The organism is Xanthomonas fragariae, assembly GCF_017603965.1.
GTDB classification, from domain to species: domain Bacteria; phylum Pseudomonadota; class Gammaproteobacteria; order Xanthomonadales; family Xanthomonadaceae; genus Xanthomonas; species Xanthomonas fragariae_A.
Genome location: NZ_CP071955.1, coordinates 1,253,554 through 1,270,200, shown reverse-complemented (window position 1 = coordinate 1,270,200; position 16,647 = coordinate 1,253,554). Strand labels below are relative to the sequence as shown.

16 protein-coding genes, 3 other RNA genes and 2 pseudogenes are annotated in these 16,647 nt (G+C 63.1%); 11 read left to right on the top strand and 10 right to left on the bottom strand.

The annotated features are described in order from the left end of the window. Positions 1-67 precede the first annotated feature (67 nt). Positions 68-143: non-coding RNA, sX9 sRNA (locus J5I97_RS05895), on the top strand. A 129-nt stretch (positions 144-272) separates the two neighbouring features. Here the strand turns inward: J5I97_RS05895 and J5I97_RS05890 are convergent. Together J5I97_RS05890 and J5I97_RS05885 are read right to left on the bottom strand one after the other, a co-directional pair. Next, the gene (locus tag J5I97_RS05890) at positions 273-950 is read right to left on the bottom strand and encodes a HutD/Ves family protein (protein ID WP_208590025.1); all 678 of its coding nucleotides are present in this window, start codon (positions 948-950) and stop codon (positions 273-275) included. Positions 951-1,236: 286 nt separating this feature from the next. After that, positions 1,237-1,611 (bottom strand): ComEA family DNA-binding protein, encoded by a 375-nt coding sequence (locus tag J5I97_RS05885; protein ID WP_345776698.1) that lies wholly within the window; start codon positions 1,609-1,611, stop codon positions 1,237-1,239. Positions 1,612-1,768: 157 nt separating this feature from the next. Here J5I97_RS05885 and J5I97_RS05880 point away from each other — a divergent pair. The 5 genes and pseudogenes from J5I97_RS05880 to J5I97_RS05860 all read left to right on the top strand — a co-directional run bounded on the left by J5I97_RS05880 (position 1,769) and on the right by J5I97_RS05860 (position 5,821). Next, positions 1,769-3,263 (top strand): annotated as a pseudogene (locus J5I97_RS05880) (M20 family metallopeptidase). 177 nt (positions 3,264-3,440) lie between these two features. After that, on the top strand, positions 3,441-3,713 hold the full coding sequence (locus J5I97_RS05875) for a GlsB/YeaQ/YmgE family stress response membrane protein (protein ID WP_208590021.1): 273 nt from the start codon (positions 3,441-3,443) through the stop codon (positions 3,711-3,713). Positions 3,714-3,770: 57 nt separating this feature from the next. Beyond that, positions 3,771-4,790 carry an aminoglycoside phosphotransferase family protein gene (locus tag J5I97_RS05870; RefSeq protein ID WP_208590019.1) on the top strand — a complete coding sequence of 340 codons (1,020 nt, stop codon included), beginning with the start codon at positions 3,771-3,773 and terminating at the stop codon, positions 4,788-4,790. Continuing rightward, positions 4,787-5,497 carry an N-acetylmuramate alpha-1-phosphate uridylyltransferase MurU gene (gene murU, locus J5I97_RS05865; protein ID WP_208590007.1) on the top strand — a complete coding sequence of 237 codons (711 nt, stop codon included), beginning with the start codon at positions 4,787-4,789 and terminating at the stop codon, positions 5,495-5,497. The genes J5I97_RS05870 and murU overlap by 4 nt, the downstream gene beginning before the upstream one ends. A gap of 248 nt (positions 5,498-5,745) precedes the next feature. Next, a non-coding RNA gene (locus J5I97_RS05860) (sX9 sRNA) lies at positions 5,746-5,821 on the top strand. A gap of 4 nt (positions 5,822-5,825) precedes the next feature. On the opposite strand, the gene hda is transcribed toward J5I97_RS05860, so the two are convergent. The 3 genes from hda to J5I97_RS05845 are packed head-to-tail and all read right to left on the bottom strand — an operon-like array spanning position 5,826 to position 8,799. Then, entirely contained in the window at positions 5,826-6,527 is a 702-nt protein-coding gene (gene hda, locus J5I97_RS05855; protein ID WP_208590005.1) for a DnaA regulatory inactivator Hda, read from the bottom strand. Continuing rightward, complete coding sequence (locus J5I97_RS05850; protein WP_208590003.1) at positions 6,524-7,690, bottom strand: AI-2E family transporter; 1,167 nt, start codon at positions 7,688-7,690, stop codon at positions 6,524-6,526. Before J5I97_RS05850 ends, hda begins: the two co-directional genes overlap by 4 nt. Then, the gene (locus J5I97_RS05845; protein WP_208590001.1) at positions 7,687-8,799 is read right to left on the bottom strand and encodes a DUF2066 domain-containing protein; all 1,113 of its coding nucleotides are present in this window, start codon (positions 8,797-8,799) and stop codon (positions 7,687-7,689) included. The genes J5I97_RS05850 and J5I97_RS05845 overlap by 4 nt, the downstream gene beginning before the upstream one ends. Before the next feature lie 129 nt (positions 8,800-8,928). Here J5I97_RS05845 and purM point away from each other — a divergent pair, with 129 nt between their 5' ends. From purM to J5I97_RS05825, 4 genes are all read left to right on the top strand, one after another. Then, positions 8,929-9,954 (top strand): phosphoribosylformylglycinamidine cyclo-ligase, encoded by a 1,026-nt coding sequence (gene purM, locus J5I97_RS05840; protein WP_208589999.1) that lies wholly within the window; start codon positions 8,929-8,931, stop codon positions 9,952-9,954. A 104-nt stretch (positions 9,955-10,058) separates the two neighbouring features. Further along, positions 10,059-10,727, top strand: coding sequence for a phosphoribosylglycinamide formyltransferase (gene purN, locus J5I97_RS05835; RefSeq protein ID WP_208589996.1), 669 nt, complete (start codon positions 10,059-10,061; stop codon positions 10,725-10,727). Between the two features lie 65 nt (positions 10,728-10,792). Continuing rightward, positions 10,793-11,590 (top strand): DUF3108 domain-containing protein, encoded by a 798-nt coding sequence (locus J5I97_RS05830; protein WP_208589995.1) that lies wholly within the window; start codon positions 10,793-10,795, stop codon positions 11,588-11,590. Between the two features lie 3 nt (positions 11,591-11,593). Beyond that, the gene (locus J5I97_RS05825; protein WP_208589993.1) at positions 11,594-12,277 is read left to right on the top strand and encodes a DUF3108 domain-containing protein; all 684 of its coding nucleotides are present in this window, start codon (positions 11,594-11,596) and stop codon (positions 12,275-12,277) included. A gap of 184 nt (positions 12,278-12,461) precedes the next feature. On the opposite strand, the pseudogene J5I97_RS05820 reads toward J5I97_RS05825, so the two are convergent. From J5I97_RS05820 to J5I97_RS05800, 5 genes and pseudogenes are all read right to left on the bottom strand, one after another. Further along, positions 12,462-13,383: pseudogene (locus J5I97_RS05820) on the bottom strand (transposase domain-containing protein). 98 nt (positions 13,384-13,481) lie between these two features. Further along, a non-coding RNA gene (locus J5I97_RS05815) (sX9 sRNA) lies at positions 13,482-13,558 on the bottom strand. A 68-nt stretch (positions 13,559-13,626) separates the two neighbouring features. After that, positions 13,627-13,950: an EF-hand domain-containing protein gene (locus J5I97_RS05810; protein ID WP_208589992.1), complete on the bottom strand. Its 324-nt coding sequence runs from the start codon at positions 13,948-13,950 to the stop codon at positions 13,627-13,629. Next, positions 13,947-15,221: a UDP-N-acetylglucosamine 1-carboxyvinyltransferase gene (murA, locus tag J5I97_RS05805; protein ID WP_208589990.1), complete on the bottom strand. Its 1,275-nt coding sequence runs from the start codon at positions 15,219-15,221 to the stop codon at positions 13,947-13,949. The genes J5I97_RS05810 and murA overlap by 4 nt, the downstream gene beginning before the upstream one ends. Before the next feature lie 119 nt (positions 15,222-15,340). Further along, the gene (locus J5I97_RS05800; RefSeq protein WP_002802122.1) at positions 15,341-15,568 is read right to left on the bottom strand and encodes a BolA family protein; all 228 of its coding nucleotides are present in this window, start codon (positions 15,566-15,568) and stop codon (positions 15,341-15,343) included. A 53-nt stretch (positions 15,569-15,621) separates the two neighbouring features. Here J5I97_RS05800 and J5I97_RS05795 point away from each other — a divergent pair, with 53 nt between their 5' ends. Further along, entirely contained in the window at positions 15,622-16,623 is a 1,002-nt protein-coding gene (locus J5I97_RS05795; protein WP_208589983.1) for a KpsF/GutQ family sugar-phosphate isomerase, read from the top strand. Positions 16,624-16,647: the final 24 nt, after the last annotated feature.

Here is a 16,647-nt window from a genome sequence, read left to right as displayed (position 1 = left end):
ACTTTAGAGCGGCTAACAAAACGACTGCGCCGCCGCCAGGCGGGCGCGGCCGGTGCTCAGAATCGGCATGTATCACGCCTACACTCCGGTTCCTGCGCGCCGTCCGCACCCACCTGACGACTGCTCGCTACGTTTTGTCAGCCGCTCTTAGCCGGTTGGCCGCGTGATCGTGTGCCAGTCATTCACACAATCGCAGGCCATTGCCACCTCTTCACTGGCAACCCGAACCTGGATCAACGCGCGGGCACTGCGCGATCGCGCGCATGTACCAGCTAGAGAGGACTCACCCTGATCGCCAGCAACTCGCCACCGCCATCGAGCGCGTATCGGGTTCGCTTCGACGCACTCAACCACGCGGTATCGCCGGCCGCCAACAACGGCAGATCAGCATCGCGGCCAAAGTCGGCCTGGCCTGTAAGCAGATGGATCACCCAGGCGCTTCCCGGATCCGCGAAAAACAGCATGGTGCCGACCAGAGGGCGATGCAGCAGTTCAGTGTGCAGCGTGTCGCGCCGCCACATCAGATTGAAATCCTGGGTCGGCCCGTCGAGCAGCGTCGCAGTGACCGTTTCTTCGCCAGCGAACCGGACCCGTTGATAGGGCGGCAGCAACTGGCAAGTGCGATCACGGCTGCTTCCATTGGTATTTCCGTCGCCGACATCCCTGGCACCACTATCGCTATTACCGCCACTGCCACTGCTATTGCTGTCAGCATGGCCAAACCGCAGCCGCATACCATTGCCATGCAATAGCACCAGCTCGCGGTCGATGCCCGGAAAAGCAGAAAACGCCGCGTCCTGCTCAATCTCGGCGATCGACAAGCGCAGCGCCCACGACTCTGGATTGCCAAGCTTCAGGATCTCGCGCGTCCAGCCCAATTGATTGCGCCATCGTTCGCGCAGGTAGTCGGTAGCCGGGATCACCTGGCTGTTCAGGTCTGTCAGCTGCATCAGCGCATTGTGCCCGAAGCGTTGCGCTTAGGCAGTCGTATTGTAACTGGCGCCTTCTTGCAGTGACCCATGCATTCGTGCGGCGACCGGCGCTTTCCTGCAGTTCCTACGCTTTCGGCGCTCGCAACTCACGCGACCCCAAACGAAAAACGCCCGGCTGCACATCCAAGTGCAACACCGGACGATTCCACATCCTTGTCGGCTTCCAGCCATCCCCCGGACATCCTGTCCAGTTAGGTTGCGGCCACGCATCCTCGCGTCGAACCGTCTCTCGGATCCCTTCCCTTTAACGCCGTCCCACCGGTTTCACCGCCGCCCCCTTGGCAGCCTTCTTGGCGGGAGCCATCGTGGCTCCTACTTCGATCAGGTCACGATTCCGTTCGACCGTTTTGAGTCCGATGCCCTTGACCAATGCCAGTTCCTCGGCACTTTTGAAGGGACCGTTTGCCTGACGGTGCTCGACAATTGCCTCGGCTTTTGATAGCCCGACATTTATCAGCACCTTGTCCAATTCCTCAGCAGACGCGGTGTTGATATCGACCTTGTCGAGTGCATACGCATTCGAGGACAACAGCAACGCCAGTAGCAGGGACTTCAGGACTACGGTAAATGACTTCATTGCAACGCTCCTTGTGACTTGGGTGATGGTCCTAGCCAGCATTCCTGCCGGCGGAGCCAGTGTCCCGCGCCACATGCAGCAATCCTATCGTCAACGAACTTTTTACACAGCAAGTGAACTGCGCGCCAACTTGTAGGGAAATACCTACCCCCTAATGCGGGCGTAGAATATTTGATTACGTGACGCCTTCGGAGCCTTCATGGACAGCGCCAAAATCGAGCAATTCATCAGCGACACCTGGGACCGCGAGATCGTCCCGAAATTGGTCGATTACATCCGCATTCCCAACAAGTCGCCGATGTTCGACGCCGATTGGGTGGCACACGGCTACATGGAACAGGCGGTCGTGTTGATGGAGACCTGGGCGCGCGCGCAGGCCATCGACGGCATGCAGGTCGACGTGGTGAGCCTGGACGGCCGCACGCCGCTGATCTTTATCGAGATCCCGGCCATCGGCCCGGAATCGGGCGACGACACTGTGTTGCTCTACGGCCACCTGGACAAGCAGCCGGAGATGACCGGCTGGGACGCCGATCTAGGTCCCTGGGAGCCGGTGCTGCGCGACGACAAGTTGTATGGGCGCGGTGGCGCAGACGACGGCTACGCGATCTTCGGCTCGCTGACGGCAGTGCTGGCGCTGCGCACCCAGGGCCTGCCGCATGCGCGTTGCGTGATGTTGATCGAAGCCTGCGAGGAATCCGGCAGCGACGACCTGCCCGCCTATGTGGACCACTTGGCCGCGCGTATCGGCAAGCCGTCGCTGGTGGTATGTCTGGATTCGGGCTGCGGCAACTACGAACAACTGTGGTGCACGACCTCGCTGCGCGGTCTGACCGGCGGCAATTTGAGCGTGAAGGTGCTGGAGGAAGGTGTGCATTCCGGCGATGCCTCGAGCGTGGTGCCGTCCAGCTTCCGGCTGCTGCGCCAGTTGCTGTCGCGGATCGAGGACGAGGCCAGCGGGCGCATCCTGCTGGAGGGGCTGTAGCGTGAAGGTGCCGGCCGAGCGGCTGACGCAAGCCAAGGCAGCGGCGGCGACGCTGGATACCGCCATCTTCGACAAGTTCCCGATGGTCGACGGCCTGGTCCCGATGCACGAAGACCTTACCGAGCTGGTGTTGAATCGCACCTGGCGCCCGGCATTGTCTATCACCGGTGTGGACGGCATGCCGCCATTGGCTTCGGCCGGCAATGTGCTGCGTCCGCAGACTGCGATGAAGCTATCGCTGCGTCTGCCGCCCAGCGCCGATGGCAAGGCCTGTGGCGAGCTGCTCAAAGAAGCGCTGCTGCGTGACCCACCGAACGGTGCGCAGGTGACGCTGGACCTGGAGAAGGCATCCTCCGGTTGGAATGCGCCGGCAATGACGCCGTGGCTGGAAAAAGCCGTCGACGACGCCAGCCAGGCCTTCTTCGACAAGCCGGCGATGTATATGGGCGAAGGTGGCTCGATCCCGTTCATGGGCATGCTCGGCGAGAAATTCCCCGGCGCGCAGTTCATGATCACCGGCGTGCTCGGCCCGCATTCCAATGCGCACGGCCCGAACGAATTTCTGCACATCCCGATGGGCAAGCGCGTGACTGCGTGCGTGTCCAAGGTGATCGCCGAACATCACGCAGCCTGCCTGCGCGGCGAAACCAGCGGCTCGCCGGTGGCTGCCGACAGCGGTACGCGACATGGCGGGCATGGTTGCTGCTGAGGCACGTTGATGCCGACGGGCAGCCATGCTGCGTGCCGGGCGGTCCGCGTTTTATTGCCATCAACTGCGGTGCGAGGTGGCTGAATCCCAAACGCCATCGTTGCCACCCCCGCTGCACACACGATTACAGCGGCCGCCAATGCTAGTCTGCCGATCCCACTTGCCTCAGTGCTTGCGATGACCCATCTCTTCGGTAGCGACAGCTGGTTGTATATCATTCTGGTCGGTTTCGCGGTCGGGCTGCTGGCCCGCTTCATCACCCCTGGCACGCAGCGCCTGGGCTGTCTGCTGACCAGTGTTCTCGGCATCGCCGGCGCGGTGGTCGCCAGTTGGTTCGGCCGCTACATGGGTTGGTACCACGCAGGCGAACCCGCCGGTTTCCTGGGTGCACTATTGGGTGCAATCGCCATCCTCGCGCTGCTGCGATTGTTCAGCGGCAGCAAGCGCTGAGCCCTACGCTGCGCTCCTGGCCTGTTTGGCCATCACTTCACGACGCACCATCGGCTCATGACGTCATTGCTTCCAGAGACCGCGCGCGACGCGCTTCGCCTGCAGTGGGCGCGGGACTCCCTCAATAATCCCCAGGCCACGCTGCAACGCGCTTCCGTCGACGCCGGGTTTCGCAGCTATTGGCGTACTCAAGGGCACGGCGCGGATCGCATCTTGATGGATGCCCCGCCGGAGCTGGAAAACGTCCTGCCGTGGTTGCGCATGCATGCATTGTTGGGCGAGCACGGCGTACGTGTGCCGCAGGTGCTTGCACAAAATCTTGAAACAGGATTTCTGCTACTGGAAGACCTCGGCGTGCCGACGTTAGCCCAGGTGCTGACCGACGCCAATGCCGACGAACTTCTGGATGGCGCGATCGGTCAATTGCTGCTGCTGCAGCGCATTCCACCACCTGCCGACAGCAGCGTGTTTGGCAAGGCGCTGCTGCAACGCGATGCGAGTCTGTTCGAAGAATGGTTTCTTGGTCGCCACCTTGGCCTGCAGCTGGAATGCGAGGATGCCGAGCAACTGCAGCTGGTGCAGCGCCGTTTGATGGACAACGCGTTGGCGCAGCCGCGCGTGTTCACCCATCGCGATTTCATGCCGCGCAATCTGATGCCAGTGAGCGACGGGCCAGCGGTGCTGGATTTTCAGGATTGCGCGATCGGCCCGATCGCCTACGACCCGATCAGCTTGTTCAAGGACACCTCGGTGAGCTGGCCGATCGCACGTGTGGATGGTTGGCTGAAGCGCTATCACGCACGTGCCGCAGCGGCCGGATTGCCGGTACTGCCGCTGGCACAATTCCTGCGCGATGCGGACTGGATGGGCGTGCAGCGGCATCTCAAAAATCTCGGCATCTTCTCGCGGCTAAGCCATCGCGATGGCAAGCATTGGTATCTTGATAACGTGCCGCGCTTTATCGCTTATCTGGATGAAGTGTTGCCGCGCTACACCGAGCTGGCGCCACTGACAGGTCTACTGGATGACCTGGTCAAACCTGCCTTGAACGCATGCCAGGCACAGGCGGGCGTATGAAGGCGCTGATCTTCGCAGCCGGGTTTGGCGAGCGCATGCGTCCGTTGACCGAACACACGCCCAAGCCCTTGTTGCCGGTCGGCGGCACGCCGCTGATCGTCTGGCATCTGCGCAAACTGGCGGCACTGGGCGTGGACGAGGTGGTGATCAACACCTCGTGGCTGGCGGAGCAGTTTCCGCAGGTGCTGGGAGACGGCAGTACGTTCGGCCTGCGCCTGACCTATTCCTACGAAGGCGCCGCGCCATTGGAAACCGGCGGCGGTATGTTGCATGCGTTGCAGCTGCTGGGCGATGCGCCGTTTCTGTTGGTCAATGGCGATATCTGGACAGACTTCGATTTCGCGCATCTGTCCAGCGCGCCGGCAGGTTTGGCGCAACTGGTGCTGGTCGATTGCCCTGCATACGCAGCGCGCGCAGACTTTGCGCTGGACGCCGATGGCACAGTCCGCGCCGATCTGCCTGCCACGCACACCTACGCTGGCATCGGTATCTATCGGCCCGGGTTGCTGCGCGATTGGCACTCGGCGATTGGCCCACTGCCAGAGCAGAACATCACACCGCCACGATTTCCGCTGGCACCGATCTTGCGCGCGCAGATGGCGGCGGGCTTGATCGAGGGCATCCACCATGCTGGCCGCTGGACTGATGTAGGCACACCGAAGCGACTGGCGGAGCTGGACATGCAGTTACTTGGCGCACGCCGCTGACGCCGAGCGTGTATCGAGCGCAGCCCGACTCCACCGTCGATGTTGCGTCTCGCCGCGCCAGATCGACTGTCAAATCTTCGAGCGCACCTCATGAAGCACCAGTCGGCATGTTCGCAGCGCTCGCGCAGAGCAGATCCAGCAGCCGATCCGCATCAAGCCACTACGCTGCAAGATGCGCAACCCTAAAAGTGGCTAGCAAAACTATTGCCCTCACCGCCAGGCGAGCACGGCCGGTGCTCGGAATCGGGATATACCACGCGTATTCTGCGGTTTCTCCGCGCAGTCTGCATCCACCTGGCGAATGCTCGCTACGTTTCGTTAGCCACACTTAAGACCCACGACCCTCTAGCACGCGCCGCAAGAACGGCACGGTGATGCGGCGTTTTGCGGCAAGCGACTCGCGATCCAATCGATCCAACAAGGTCACCAGTGCGGCCAGTTCGCGCTCGCTGTGGGTCAGCAGCCAGACGATTGCCGCTTCGTCCAAGGCCAACCCACGCCGCTGCGCGCGGTCGCGCAATACGGCGGCGCGCGCCGCATCGTCCAGCACCGGCAAGCTGATGCGGATGCACTGCGACAGCCGCGAGCGCAGGTCCGGCAACACTAAGGCAAGCCCGTCGGGCATCTGACATGCGGTGTACAACAAAGTAATGTCGGCGGCGCGAGCGCGGTTATGGAAGTCGAACAAGGCGACTTCATCGTCGCGCTGCCCGGCAATGCGTTCCACGCCATCCAGTGCAACCAGACTGCGACCTTCCAGCGCTTGGAGTGCATCGCGCAATCGGCCTACCGCAGCATACAGCGGCAGATACGCCGGCGTGCGTCCGGCCTGCTCGGCCGCTGCGCACAACGCCAACGCCAGATGCGTCTTGCCGGTACCGGCCGGGCCGGACAGATACAGCCAGTCGCTCACCTGCCCGGTGGCCAAGGCCTGCAATTGTGCGAGCAGGCCCTCAGGCGCATCAATGTAACTATCGAAACGCTGATCGGAGGGCGAGCGCAACGCCAGCGGCAACTGCGGAACGGTCACAACCGATCCGCGTCCTTGCCGGGCTCGATGATCACGCTGCGCTCGTTATTGGACTGCATCACGATACCGGCACGTTCGCCTGCATAAAGATCGCTTTGGGTGTACTGCTCATGCGCATAACGCAGCAGCACGTTGCCCACCGCCGCCACCGGCAACGCCAGCAACATGCCGAGGAAGCCGAACAACTGGCCACCAGCCATCACTGCAAAGATCACTGCCACCGGATGCAGGCCGATCTTGTCGCCGACGATGCGTGGGGTGAGCACATAGCTTTCCAGCAACTGCCCCACCGTAAACACCACGCCCACACCGATCAGCAGCTTCAGATCCAACCCTTGCGCCTGCACGACCGCAGCCAGCAGCGCGAGCACGATGCCGGTGGTCGCCCCCAGATAAGGAATGAAGCTGATGAAGCCGGCAATGATGCCGATCAACAGCCCCAGGTTGAGGCCGATGATGGACAGGCCGGTCGCGTAGATCGCACCCAGGGCCAGCATCACCAGGAACTGGCCGCGGATGAAGCCGCCGAGCACGTCGTTGGACTCTTGTGCCAGCCGGCTCACGGTGCCGATGCAGCCCCGCGGGACAACCGCAGCTACACACTCGACCAGGCGGTCCCAGTCGCGCAGGAAGTAGAACGCCAGGATCGGCAGCAGCGCCAGGTTGATCACCCAGGTCACCATCGCAAAGCCCGAACGCTGCACATAACCGAAAAAGGTCTTGGCGGCGCCGCCGGCCTGTTCCCAGTGGCTGCGGATCCAGTTGATCAGCCGCTCCGGGTCCAGCCAGCCAATCAGCTCGACGCCGGTCTTTGCTTCCAGCCATGGAATGGCGGTACTGATCGCCCAGTTGCGCATCTGCGGCAGCGCGTCGATCAAGGTCATGATCTGGCGCTCGATCATCGGCACCAGAATCATCAGTGCCAGCACGAACAGTAGCAGCGCCAGCACGAATACCAACACCACGGCGATGTTACGCGAGCGCCCGGCACGCTCGATGCGGTCTACCAGCGGGTCGCCCAGCCAAGCCAGCAGCAGGGCAAGCACGAAGGGCGTCAGGATCGGCGCCAGCATCCATATCACCCAAAGTACGCCCACCATCACCGTCGTCCATTTAAGACGACGCAGGAACAAGGCGATTTCGGCTTCGGGAGTCAAAGTCATCTCAAGCGGTACTCTGCGTGCTCGTTTTGAAGAATGATCGGACCTTCGGTCGGTACCGAAAGCGAAATCAACGGACTGTTGTCGCCAAGCATACGGTTGAGACCGGAAATGCCCGTGAGCAACTCCAGGTCCACTTCCATGCGGTCGCCATTGACGCTCACCGGGCGAATACTGCGCACCACCGAAACGCCCTGCAGCGCAGCCGCGACACGCAGATAGTCGTCGGCGCTGCTGATGCCGGTGATCACGGCGCGATAGACACCGGGCACGCCCGAATCCACTCGTTTGGCATAGCGCTTGACCAGCGCATCGGCTGCACCGTCGGCACCGGCGGCGATCGCGCGGCGTGCATCGCCGTCGCTGCTGGTCCAGCTGGACAGCACATTGCCGTTGTCGACGAACACCCAATCGGCAGTCCAGCCGGTCGCATTACGGTAGAGCTTGCCGATCAGTTGCATCGGCGGGCTGTATTTGGCCGATGCGCGCGATACCGCAGCGGTGTCCTTGCGCCAGATCGCGCCGGCCAACGCCTGCTCCGCAGCCGCACCGCCCGGCAGGCCGAGCCGGTAGCCGCGCTCGATGGCGCGGTCCAGCACACTGCGTGCGGCATTGGCCTGCGCCACACTCACCAGGCGCGGGCCGCTGCCGTCGTCGATGGCCAGCCACAGCACCGGCTTGGGCCGCGGCAGCGGCCACACCGGCAAGCCCAATGCGGCGATCAGGTCGTCCACATCCGACTGACGGAAGCGCACCACCAGCGTGGTGCCGAAGGTCGGCGCTCCGGTGCGCGAGGTACCCTGGTCCTGGCGGTAATCGGAGTTTTCAACGTAGTCGGGCGCATTGCGCAGCGCCTGCGGCACGCCGGGGCGGCTCATCACGCTGCGATCGCCGGAGACCTTGCCCAGCACCGCACCCAGCGCGCGCGCCAGGGCGCCGGGGCGATCGGACTCGCTCTGGCTGTTGACCGGCACTTCGGCCTCATAGGCACTTTGCGCCTTGGCGACCTCGCCTTCGGTACGCAGATCGGCCTGCGCAAAGGCCGGCAACATGGGGGCGACGACCATGAGGGCGAGAAAAAAAGCGAGACTGCGGCGCATCGACGGTTCCATGACTTGAGCGTATCCGGGTGAATTGTTGCCCGAATGGGGCGCTAGCGCCAACGCGGCTGCTAAAATCGGCGCCTTTACTGCCGAGCTCCACCGCCTGTGACCAGCCCAACGCCTTCCACCTCCTCGCCTATGACCTACCGTGACGCGGGTGTCGACATCGATGCCGGCAACGCGTTGGTCGAACGTATCAAGCCGCTGGTCAAGCGCAGCTTCCGGCCTGAGGTGATGGGTGGCCTGGGCGGCTTTGGCGCGTTGTTCGATCTGTCGGGCAAGTACCAGGAGCCGGTGCTGGTGTCTGGCACCGACGGCGTGGGCACCAAGCTCAAGCTCGCCCAGCAATTGGGCCGGCACGACACCATCGGTATCGATCTGGTGGGCATGTGCGTCAACGATGTGCTGGTGCAGGGCGCCGAGCCGCTGTTTTTTCTGGACTACTTCGCCACCGGCAAACTGGACGTGGACACCGCTACGGCCGTGGTCGGTGGCATCGCGCGCGGCTGCGAGCTCTCCGGTTGCGCTCTGATCGGTGGCGAAACCGCCGAAATGCCCGACATGTATCCGCCCGGCGAGTACGACTTGGCCGGCTTTACCGTCGGGGCGGTCGAAAAATCGCAGCTGCTGGATGGCGCGCAGGTGCGCGATGGCGACGTGCTGATCGGCATTGCGTCGTCCGGCCCCCATTCCAATGGCTATTCGCTGATCCGCAAGATCTACGCGCGTGCCGGCGCCCCGGCCGAATTGGTGCTGGAGGACGGCGTCAAGCTGATCGACGCGCTCATGGCGCCGACCGCGCTGTACGTCAAGCCGATCCTGGCACTGCTCAAATCGCATGGCGAGACGATTCACGCCATGGCGCATATCACCGGCGGCGGGCTGACCGAAAACATCATCCGCGTGATCCCCGACGGGCTGGGCCTGGACATCGACGCAAAAGCCTGGACACTGCCGCTGGTGTTCGCTTGGCTGCAACGCGAAGGCGCGGTGGCCGATGCCGAAATGTGGCGCACCTTCAACTGCGGCATCGGCTTCGTGCTGATCGCCGCGTCCGAGCAGGCAGCCGCGCTGGAACAGGCGCTGGATGCGCAGTCGCTGGCGCATTGGCGCATCGGCCAAGTGATACCGGCGCAGGGCGATGAGCGCGTGCGCATCGGTTGATCGAGGAATCTGCATGGACGCTACCCCACTTGCACTGCCGGCATCGGCCAGCGCTGACTATATCGGCTGGCTGGCCGACTATCCCATTGTGAGGATTGTGTTCAATGCGCTCCGCTGACTCCCACCTGCGCCTGGCCGTTCTGGCCTCGGGCCGCGGCAGCAATCTGCAGGCCATTGTCGATGCGACCGCCAGCGGTCGGCTGCAGGCCGAGGTGGTCGGGGTGTTTTCCGATCGCCCGCGGGCGCCGGCCTTGCAGAAAGTGGACCAAGCACGCCGCTGGAGCGCCAGCCCGCGCGATTTCGCCGATCGCGCTGCCTTCGATGCCGCGCTGGGCGATGCGATTGCCGCAGTGCAGCCGGATTGGGTGATCTGCGCCGGCTACATGCGCATCCTCGGCGAGCCGCTGGTGCGGCGCTTCGCCGGGCGCATACTCAATATCCACCCATCACTGCTTCCCAAATACCGCGGCCTGCACACGCACGCCCGCGCGCTGGAAGCCGGCGATGTCGAACATGGCGCCAGCGTGCATCTGGTAGTGCCGGAACTGGATGCGGGCACGGTGATCGCGCAGGCCCGCGTGCCGGTGCTGCCCGAGGACAGCGCCGGGCAGCTGGCCGCGCGCGTGCTGGCCCGCGAGCATCCGCTGCTGCTGGCCACGCTGGACTTGCTCGCCAGCGGTCGCGTCGTCGTCCAAGGCGACCGCGTCCACATCGACGGTCAGTGCCTGTTTACGCCACTGCGACTAGAGTCCGCTGACACCGCGCTCGTCTGAGCGCGGATACGCTCTCCTCATCCTATCTCGGACATCCTTGCGGCCCACGTGCTCGCTCTCAGCGCATGAAAGTCCTCCCCATCGCCGCAACGTTGTTGATCACTGCCCTGCTCTGCCAGGCAGGCACCGGCCGTGCCCAAGAGACAGCACCGGCGCCTGTACCAACGGCAACGCCAGCGACGCCGGCCCTTCACCCCAGCACCTGGACGCCACCGCCGCTTGAGCCATTCGTGGCGACCTATCAGGCGTTCTACCGGGGCAATGAGGCCGGCGATGCCACCATGCAGGTGAGCCACGGCGAAGGCAGCCAGTGGCGCATCGACATGTCGGTGCGTGGGCGCAAAGGGTTCGCCAGCATTCTCGGACTGAATCTGGAACAGAGCACGGTATTGCGTGTCGACGGCCACACATATGTGCCGCTGAGCCAAAGCACGGTGCGCAAGGCGGTATTCTTCGGCAAGAAGGTCACCGGCATATACAACTGGCAAGCTGGCACCGCGCAGTGGGAGGGCGACTTGAAGAAAGAGCGCCAACAGTCGATTCCACTGCAGCGCGGCGACCAGAGCGCGCTGTCGCTGAATCTGTCGCTGATGCGCGACGCCAAGCCCGGACGCAGCCTGAGCTATCGCTACGTCGATGTCGGTCGGGTGCGCCAATACGATTACCGCGCCGCCGATGCTACCGAAGTGGTGCAGGTCGGCGACCTGAGTTACGACGCGTTGCGCGTGCATCGCGTCAACAGCGGCGACAACGAAACCATCCTGTGGATCGCCAACGGAGTTCCCACTCCAGTGCGTATCCTGCAACGTGACAAAGGTGAGGATCAGGTCGATCTGCGCCTGGTCGAATACCAAGGAGCCTGACCCATGAAGACCATTTCCTACACGTATTGGCTGATTGCTGCGGCCGCATTGACCATGGCCAGCCTACCCGCCTTCGCCATGCAGCCGTTCCAGGCCGATTATTCGGCCAACTACATGGGCATGCAGGCTGACGGCACCATGACCCTGGCCGCAGCCGGCTCCAATCAGTGGCGCTACACGCTCAACATCCAGAACCAGCTGGCCAACCTGACCCAGAGCACCGTGTTCGAAGAGAGCAACGGTCGGCTGCGCCCGATCAGCAGCAACGACACCTCGTCGATGATGGTCAAGCGCCGCAACGTTACTGCCAACTATGACTGGAAGACCAGCCAAGCCACCTGGAACGGCGACATCAAGCCGGACCGCCGTGGCCCGGTCAAGCTGCAGCCCGGCGACATGGACGCGCTACTGATCAACCTGGCGATCACCCGCGATCTGGTCGCCGGCAAGCCCTTGAACTACCGCATGGTGGACGAAGGCCGCATCAAGCCGATGAGCTACAAGGTGATCGGCAAGGAAACCATCACCGTCAACGGCAGGCAGGAACAGGCGACCAAGGTGTCGCGCGTGGACGGCGACAAGGAATTGATCGCGTGGGTGGTCAAGGACCTGCCGGTGCCGGCGCGTTTACTACAGAAGGAAAAAGGCCAGGACGCGCTGGATCTGACCATCAAAACGCTGCGCTGAACGATGCACGCCGGCCATCGTAGAAGCCGCATTGGTGCGCGATGAGGCGTTGCCGGTAAAGCTTCATCGCGCGGCAGCACGCTCCTACCAACATACGATCCAAGATACGATGTCTGCTCGGTTGGTCGGTGCGATACTTTGACAATCGATCACGAAAAAGCCCCGGCACTGCCGGTAATGCTGTTCACTCAAGCGGAGCAGCCTTTCGATCTACCGGATAGCGGGTCTTCGAGATCTTCACCGTCCTTGGCCGCGTAGGCCTTGGACGGTGATCGAGGAACAGGCTCGCGATGCCTGAGCGAAGCTGGGATAGGCGTCTTCCTGTGGCGGAAGCCGGATTGGCTGCGGCCATCACGATGAGTTGCACTGCGATGTACTGGCAGACCGGTGTGAATCGGATGTCCGCAGGCGTTGTGCCAAACGCCACAGCTGCCTGACCGGCTTCACGTCCAATGATGTTGTAAGCCAGCAGCAACCCCCAGACCTCCTGGTACACCAAGTCGATCTTCTTGCTGCGTAAGGTCGTCGCGTTGTGCTGCATCGAGCTTTTGATGTCGCGCAAACCCAGTTCGATTTCCCATCGCTGCTGGTAAAGCGTTGCGACAGACTTGGCGCTGTAAGTGGTGGCAGGCAGCGAGGTCAGTACCGACTTTCTCTTCCCCTGATGCAGATAGCTCACTTCACGTACTTCCCAGTGCGTGGGAAGCGCTGGATTGCGTTTTCTGGCCTGTGGCGAGAGATGGTGGACCGGATCGGCACCCAGTCGCGCGCGCCTGACTGACGCCACTGCGCGCCAACAGATCTTCTGAGGCCAGCCCTTGTGCGCAGATGTTCAAACGACGTGCGAGCCCGTGCACCGGTTCGTCACGGAACAACGCCATGCCCAGGACAAGCCACAACACCTGATCACTGGGAAGGCGCCGACGTCGGATGCTGGCCTGAGAAGACAGTTCCAGCGCGCTGGCCACCCCCTCCACCGGAATATTCTGCGTAAAAGTGCTCAGATCGGAGAAGTTGAACAGGTCGCCAAGGTCGAACAGCTGCTGTTGAAGGGACACAAAAAAATCCGATACCAGAGGTCTGGTATCGGATTTTCGGTGACTCATTATGCTTAAGTGAACAGCATTACGGCTGCATGCCGGGCTTTTTCGTTCCGTGTTGCACGCAGCGAAATCTCCGTAACACGCGTGGAAATGCTAAGAGCGGCTAACAAAACGTAGCGAGCAGTCGTCAGGTTGGGTGCGGACGGCGCGCAGGAACCGCAGTGTACGCGTGCTACATGCCGATTCCCAGCACCGGCCGCGCCCGTCTGGCGGCGGCGCAGTCGTTTTGTTAGCCGCTCTTAAGAATCAAGGCCTGTGAGTGGCCTTATCGTCGCCGGTTGTGAACACCGTGCGGCAATCCACGCGGATCTGCTCGCCACTGCTGCGCCAATAGAACAGATCGCAATGGCGCTTGCCTTCGACCGTCCTCTTGACCGCCACCGCGTAGAACGATTGCGCGATCTCGTCGCGGCTGGCGGTGCCGTCGCCGTTCCAGTCCATGTCCTTGAACTCGACGCCGTGGGTGATGGCCATGCCGACCGACCATGCATAAGCCAGCCACGCCAGAATCAGCACGATCACGCCGAGCAGGATCTTGCGGCGGGTGGTGAAACGGCCACGCAGGATCATGCGGTGCGCTGGATGGTCGCGCCCAGCGCCCCCAGCTTCTCCTCGATGTTTTCGTAACCACGGTCCAGATGGTAGATGCGATCGATGGTAGTGTCGCCGTCGGCTACCAGACCGGCCAAAATCAGCGACGCCGATGCGCGCAGATCGGTCGCCATGACCGGCGCGCCGCTGAGGCGTTCGGCCCCACGCACAATCGCGGTATGGCCTTCGACCTGGATGTCCGCACCCAGGCGCAGTAATTCGTTGACGTGCATGAAGCGGTTTTCGAAGATGGTTTCGTTGATCACGCCCACGCCATCGGCCACGCAGTTGAGCGCCATGAATTGCGCCTGCATGTCGGTCGGAAATGCCGGGTACGGCGCGGTGGTCAGACTCACCGCACGCGGACGCTTGCCGTGCATGTCCAGGGTGATGCTATCGGCGGTGGTGGTGATGGACGCACCGGCTTCGGTGAGCTTGTCCAGCACCGCATCAAGAGTTTCCGGACGCGCGCGACGCACGGTGACGCTGCCGCCGGTCATCGCAGCAGCGACCAGGAAGGTACCGGTTTCGATGCGATCAGGCAGCACCGCATGATGCCCACCACCCAGATGCTGGACACCCTGCACCACGATGCGCGGCGTTCCCGCGCCTTCGATCTGCGCACCGAGTGCGATCAGGCAGTCGGCCAGGTCGGTGACTTCCGGCTCCATCGCCGCGTTTTCCAACACGGTGGTGCCTTCGGCCAGTACCGCCGCCATCAGCACGTTCTCGGTACCGGTGACACTGACCATGTCGAACACGTAGCGGGCACCCTTCAGGCGTCCATTGCTGGTGGCCTTGATGTAGCCGTTTTCCACGTTGATATCAGCACCCAACGCCTGCAGGCCCTTGATGTGCTGATCCACGGGGCGCGAACCGATCGCGCAGCCGCCGGGCAACGACACTTCGGCGCTGCCGTAGCGCGCCAGCAGCGGGCCGAGTACCAGGATCGAGGCGCGCATGGTCTTGACCAGTTCGTAGGGCGCGACCTGGTGCGTGACCGAGCGCGGGTCGACCAGGATCGAGCGACCCTTGGCCAGGGTGCCTTCGTCGATGGTGACTTCGGCGCCTAGCTCGCTGAGCAGCTTTACGCTGGTGATCACGTCGTGCAGGTGCGGCACGTTGCTGATTTCCACCGGCGCATCAGCCAGAAGGGTCGCGCACAGGATCGGCAGCACTGCGTTTTTGGCGCCGGAAATATTGACTTCGCCATGCAGCGCTTGGCCGCCGGTCACTACGATTTTTGCCATGGGAGCTTGGGGAATCCGAAAAAGTACGTCGGGGGAAATGAAGGAAACTGCCGGAAGCCTGTCGCGTATCGGTGGCCTGGACACTTGCGCAGCGCAGTCAAGCCAGGTCGGACGGACGCTCAGCCTTCGTCGGGGGTCAGCGTCTTGAGCTGCAGCGCGTGGATCGCTCCGCCCATCAATTCGCCCAGGGTCGCGTAGACCATGCGGTGGCGCGCCAACGGGGCCTTGCCGGCAAATGTGGGGCTGATCACGGTCGCCTCGAAGTGCACGCCGTCGTCGCCGTGCACGTCGACGCGGGCTTCGGGCAAGCCGGATTCGATGAGTTTACGGATGGTTTCGGCGTCCAAAGGGCGTTTCCTCATAAAATGAGCGCACATTCTACTCTTCACCCGAGTCCTGCATGGTCGTCTCGCACCTGCCCTCCGCCACCGTCAGCGACGCCAGCCTGGTCGCCAGCGGGCAGCGCGTGCTGGAGATCGAGCGCGAGGCGCTGACCAGCGTAGGTGCGCGGATCGGCAGCGAATTCGCTGCGGCGTGCCGGCTGGTGCTGGCCTCGCGCGGGCGCGTGGTGGCTACCGGCATGGGCAAATCCGGACATATCGCGCGCAAGATCGCCGCCACCCTGGCTTCCACCGGCACCCCGGCGTTCTTCGTGCATCCAGGCGAAGCCGGCCACGGCGATCTGGGCATGATTACCGAGGCCGACATCGTGCTGGCATTGTCTTATTCCGGCGAATCGGACGAAGTGCGCATGCTGCTGCCGGTGCTCAAGCGCCAGGGCAACCCGATCATCGCCATGACCGGCTACCCGAGCTCCACCCTGGCCCAGGCAGCCGACGTGCATCTTGATGTCAGCGTCTGCACCGAAGCCTGCCCGCTGCATCTGGCGCCCACCTCCAGTACCACCGCCTCGCTGGCGATGGGCGATGCACTGGCGGTCGCGTTGCTCGACGCGCGCGGCTTCACTGCCGACGATTTCGCGCGCTCGCATCCGGCCGGCAGCCTGGGCCGCCGCCTGCTGCTGCATATCACCGACGTGATGCACGGCGGCGACGACCTGCCGCGGGTACCCGAAAACGCCAGCCTGAGCGAGGCGCTGATGGAAATGAGCCGCAAACGCCTCGGCATGACTGCAGTGGTCGACAACGACGGGCGGCTGATCGGCCTGTTCACCGACGGCGATCTGCGCCGCGCGCTGGACAGCGATATCGACGTGCGCAGCGCCGGCATCGCCGAGGTGATGACGCGCAACCCCAAGACCATCGGCGCCGACCAGCTGGCCGCCGAAGCTGCGCGGCTGATGGAAGATTACAAGATCAATGGCCTGATCGTGGTCGATGCGCAGCAGCGCGCGGTCGGCGCATTGAACATTCACGACCTGTTGCGCGCCAAGGTGGTCTAACAGATTCAGCTTCCATCACTGGAA

Excerpts from the sequence above, each read along its gene's own strand:
- murA (WP_208589990.1), bottom strand. The coding sequence starts at position 15,221 with ATGGCAAAAATCGTAGTGACCGGCGGCCAAGCGCTGCATGGCGAAGTC.
- J5I97_RS05885 (WP_345776698.1), bottom strand. The coding sequence starts at position 1,611 with ATGCTGGCTAGGACCATCACCCAAGTCACAAGGAGCGTTGCAATGAAG.
- J5I97_RS05850 (WP_208590003.1), bottom strand. The coding sequence starts at position 7,690 with ATGACTTTGACTCCCGAAGCCGAAATCGCCTTGTTCCTGCGTCGTCTT.
- J5I97_RS05845 (WP_208590001.1), bottom strand. The coding sequence starts at position 8,799 with ATGGAACCGTCGATGCGCCGCAGTCTCGCTTTTTTTCTCGCCCTCATG.
- J5I97_RS05810 (WP_208589992.1), bottom strand. The coding sequence starts at position 13,950 with ATGATCCTGCGTGGCCGTTTCACCACCCGCCGCAAGATCCTGCTCGGC.
- J5I97_RS05830 (WP_208589995.1), top strand. The coding sequence starts at position 10,793 with ATGAAAGTCCTCCCCATCGCCGCAACGTTGTTGATCACTGCCCTGCTC.
- J5I97_RS05825 (WP_208589993.1), top strand. The coding sequence starts at position 11,594 with ATGAAGACCATTTCCTACACGTATTGGCTGATTGCTGCGGCCGCATTG.
- purN (WP_208589996.1), top strand. The coding sequence starts at position 10,059 with ATGCGCTCCGCTGACTCCCACCTGCGCCTGGCCGTTCTGGCCTCGGGC.
- J5I97_RS05795 (WP_208589983.1), top strand. The coding sequence starts at position 15,622 with ATGGTCGTCTCGCACCTGCCCTCCGCCACCGTCAGCGACGCCAGCCTG.
- J5I97_RS05875 (WP_208590021.1), top strand. The coding sequence starts at position 3,441 with ATGACCCATCTCTTCGGTAGCGACAGCTGGTTGTATATCATTCTGGTC.
- J5I97_RS05890 (WP_208590025.1), bottom strand. The coding sequence starts at position 950 with ATGCAGCTGACAGACCTGAACAGCCAGGTGATCCCGGCTACCGACTAC.
- purM (WP_208589999.1), top strand. The coding sequence starts at position 8,929 with ATGACCTACCGTGACGCGGGTGTCGACATCGATGCCGGCAACGCGTTG.
- J5I97_RS05870 (WP_208590019.1), top strand. The coding sequence starts at position 3,771 with ATGACGTCATTGCTTCCAGAGACCGCGCGCGACGCGCTTCGCCTGCAG.
- murU (WP_208590007.1), top strand. The coding sequence starts at position 4,787 with ATGAAGGCGCTGATCTTCGCAGCCGGGTTTGGCGAGCGCATGCGTCCG.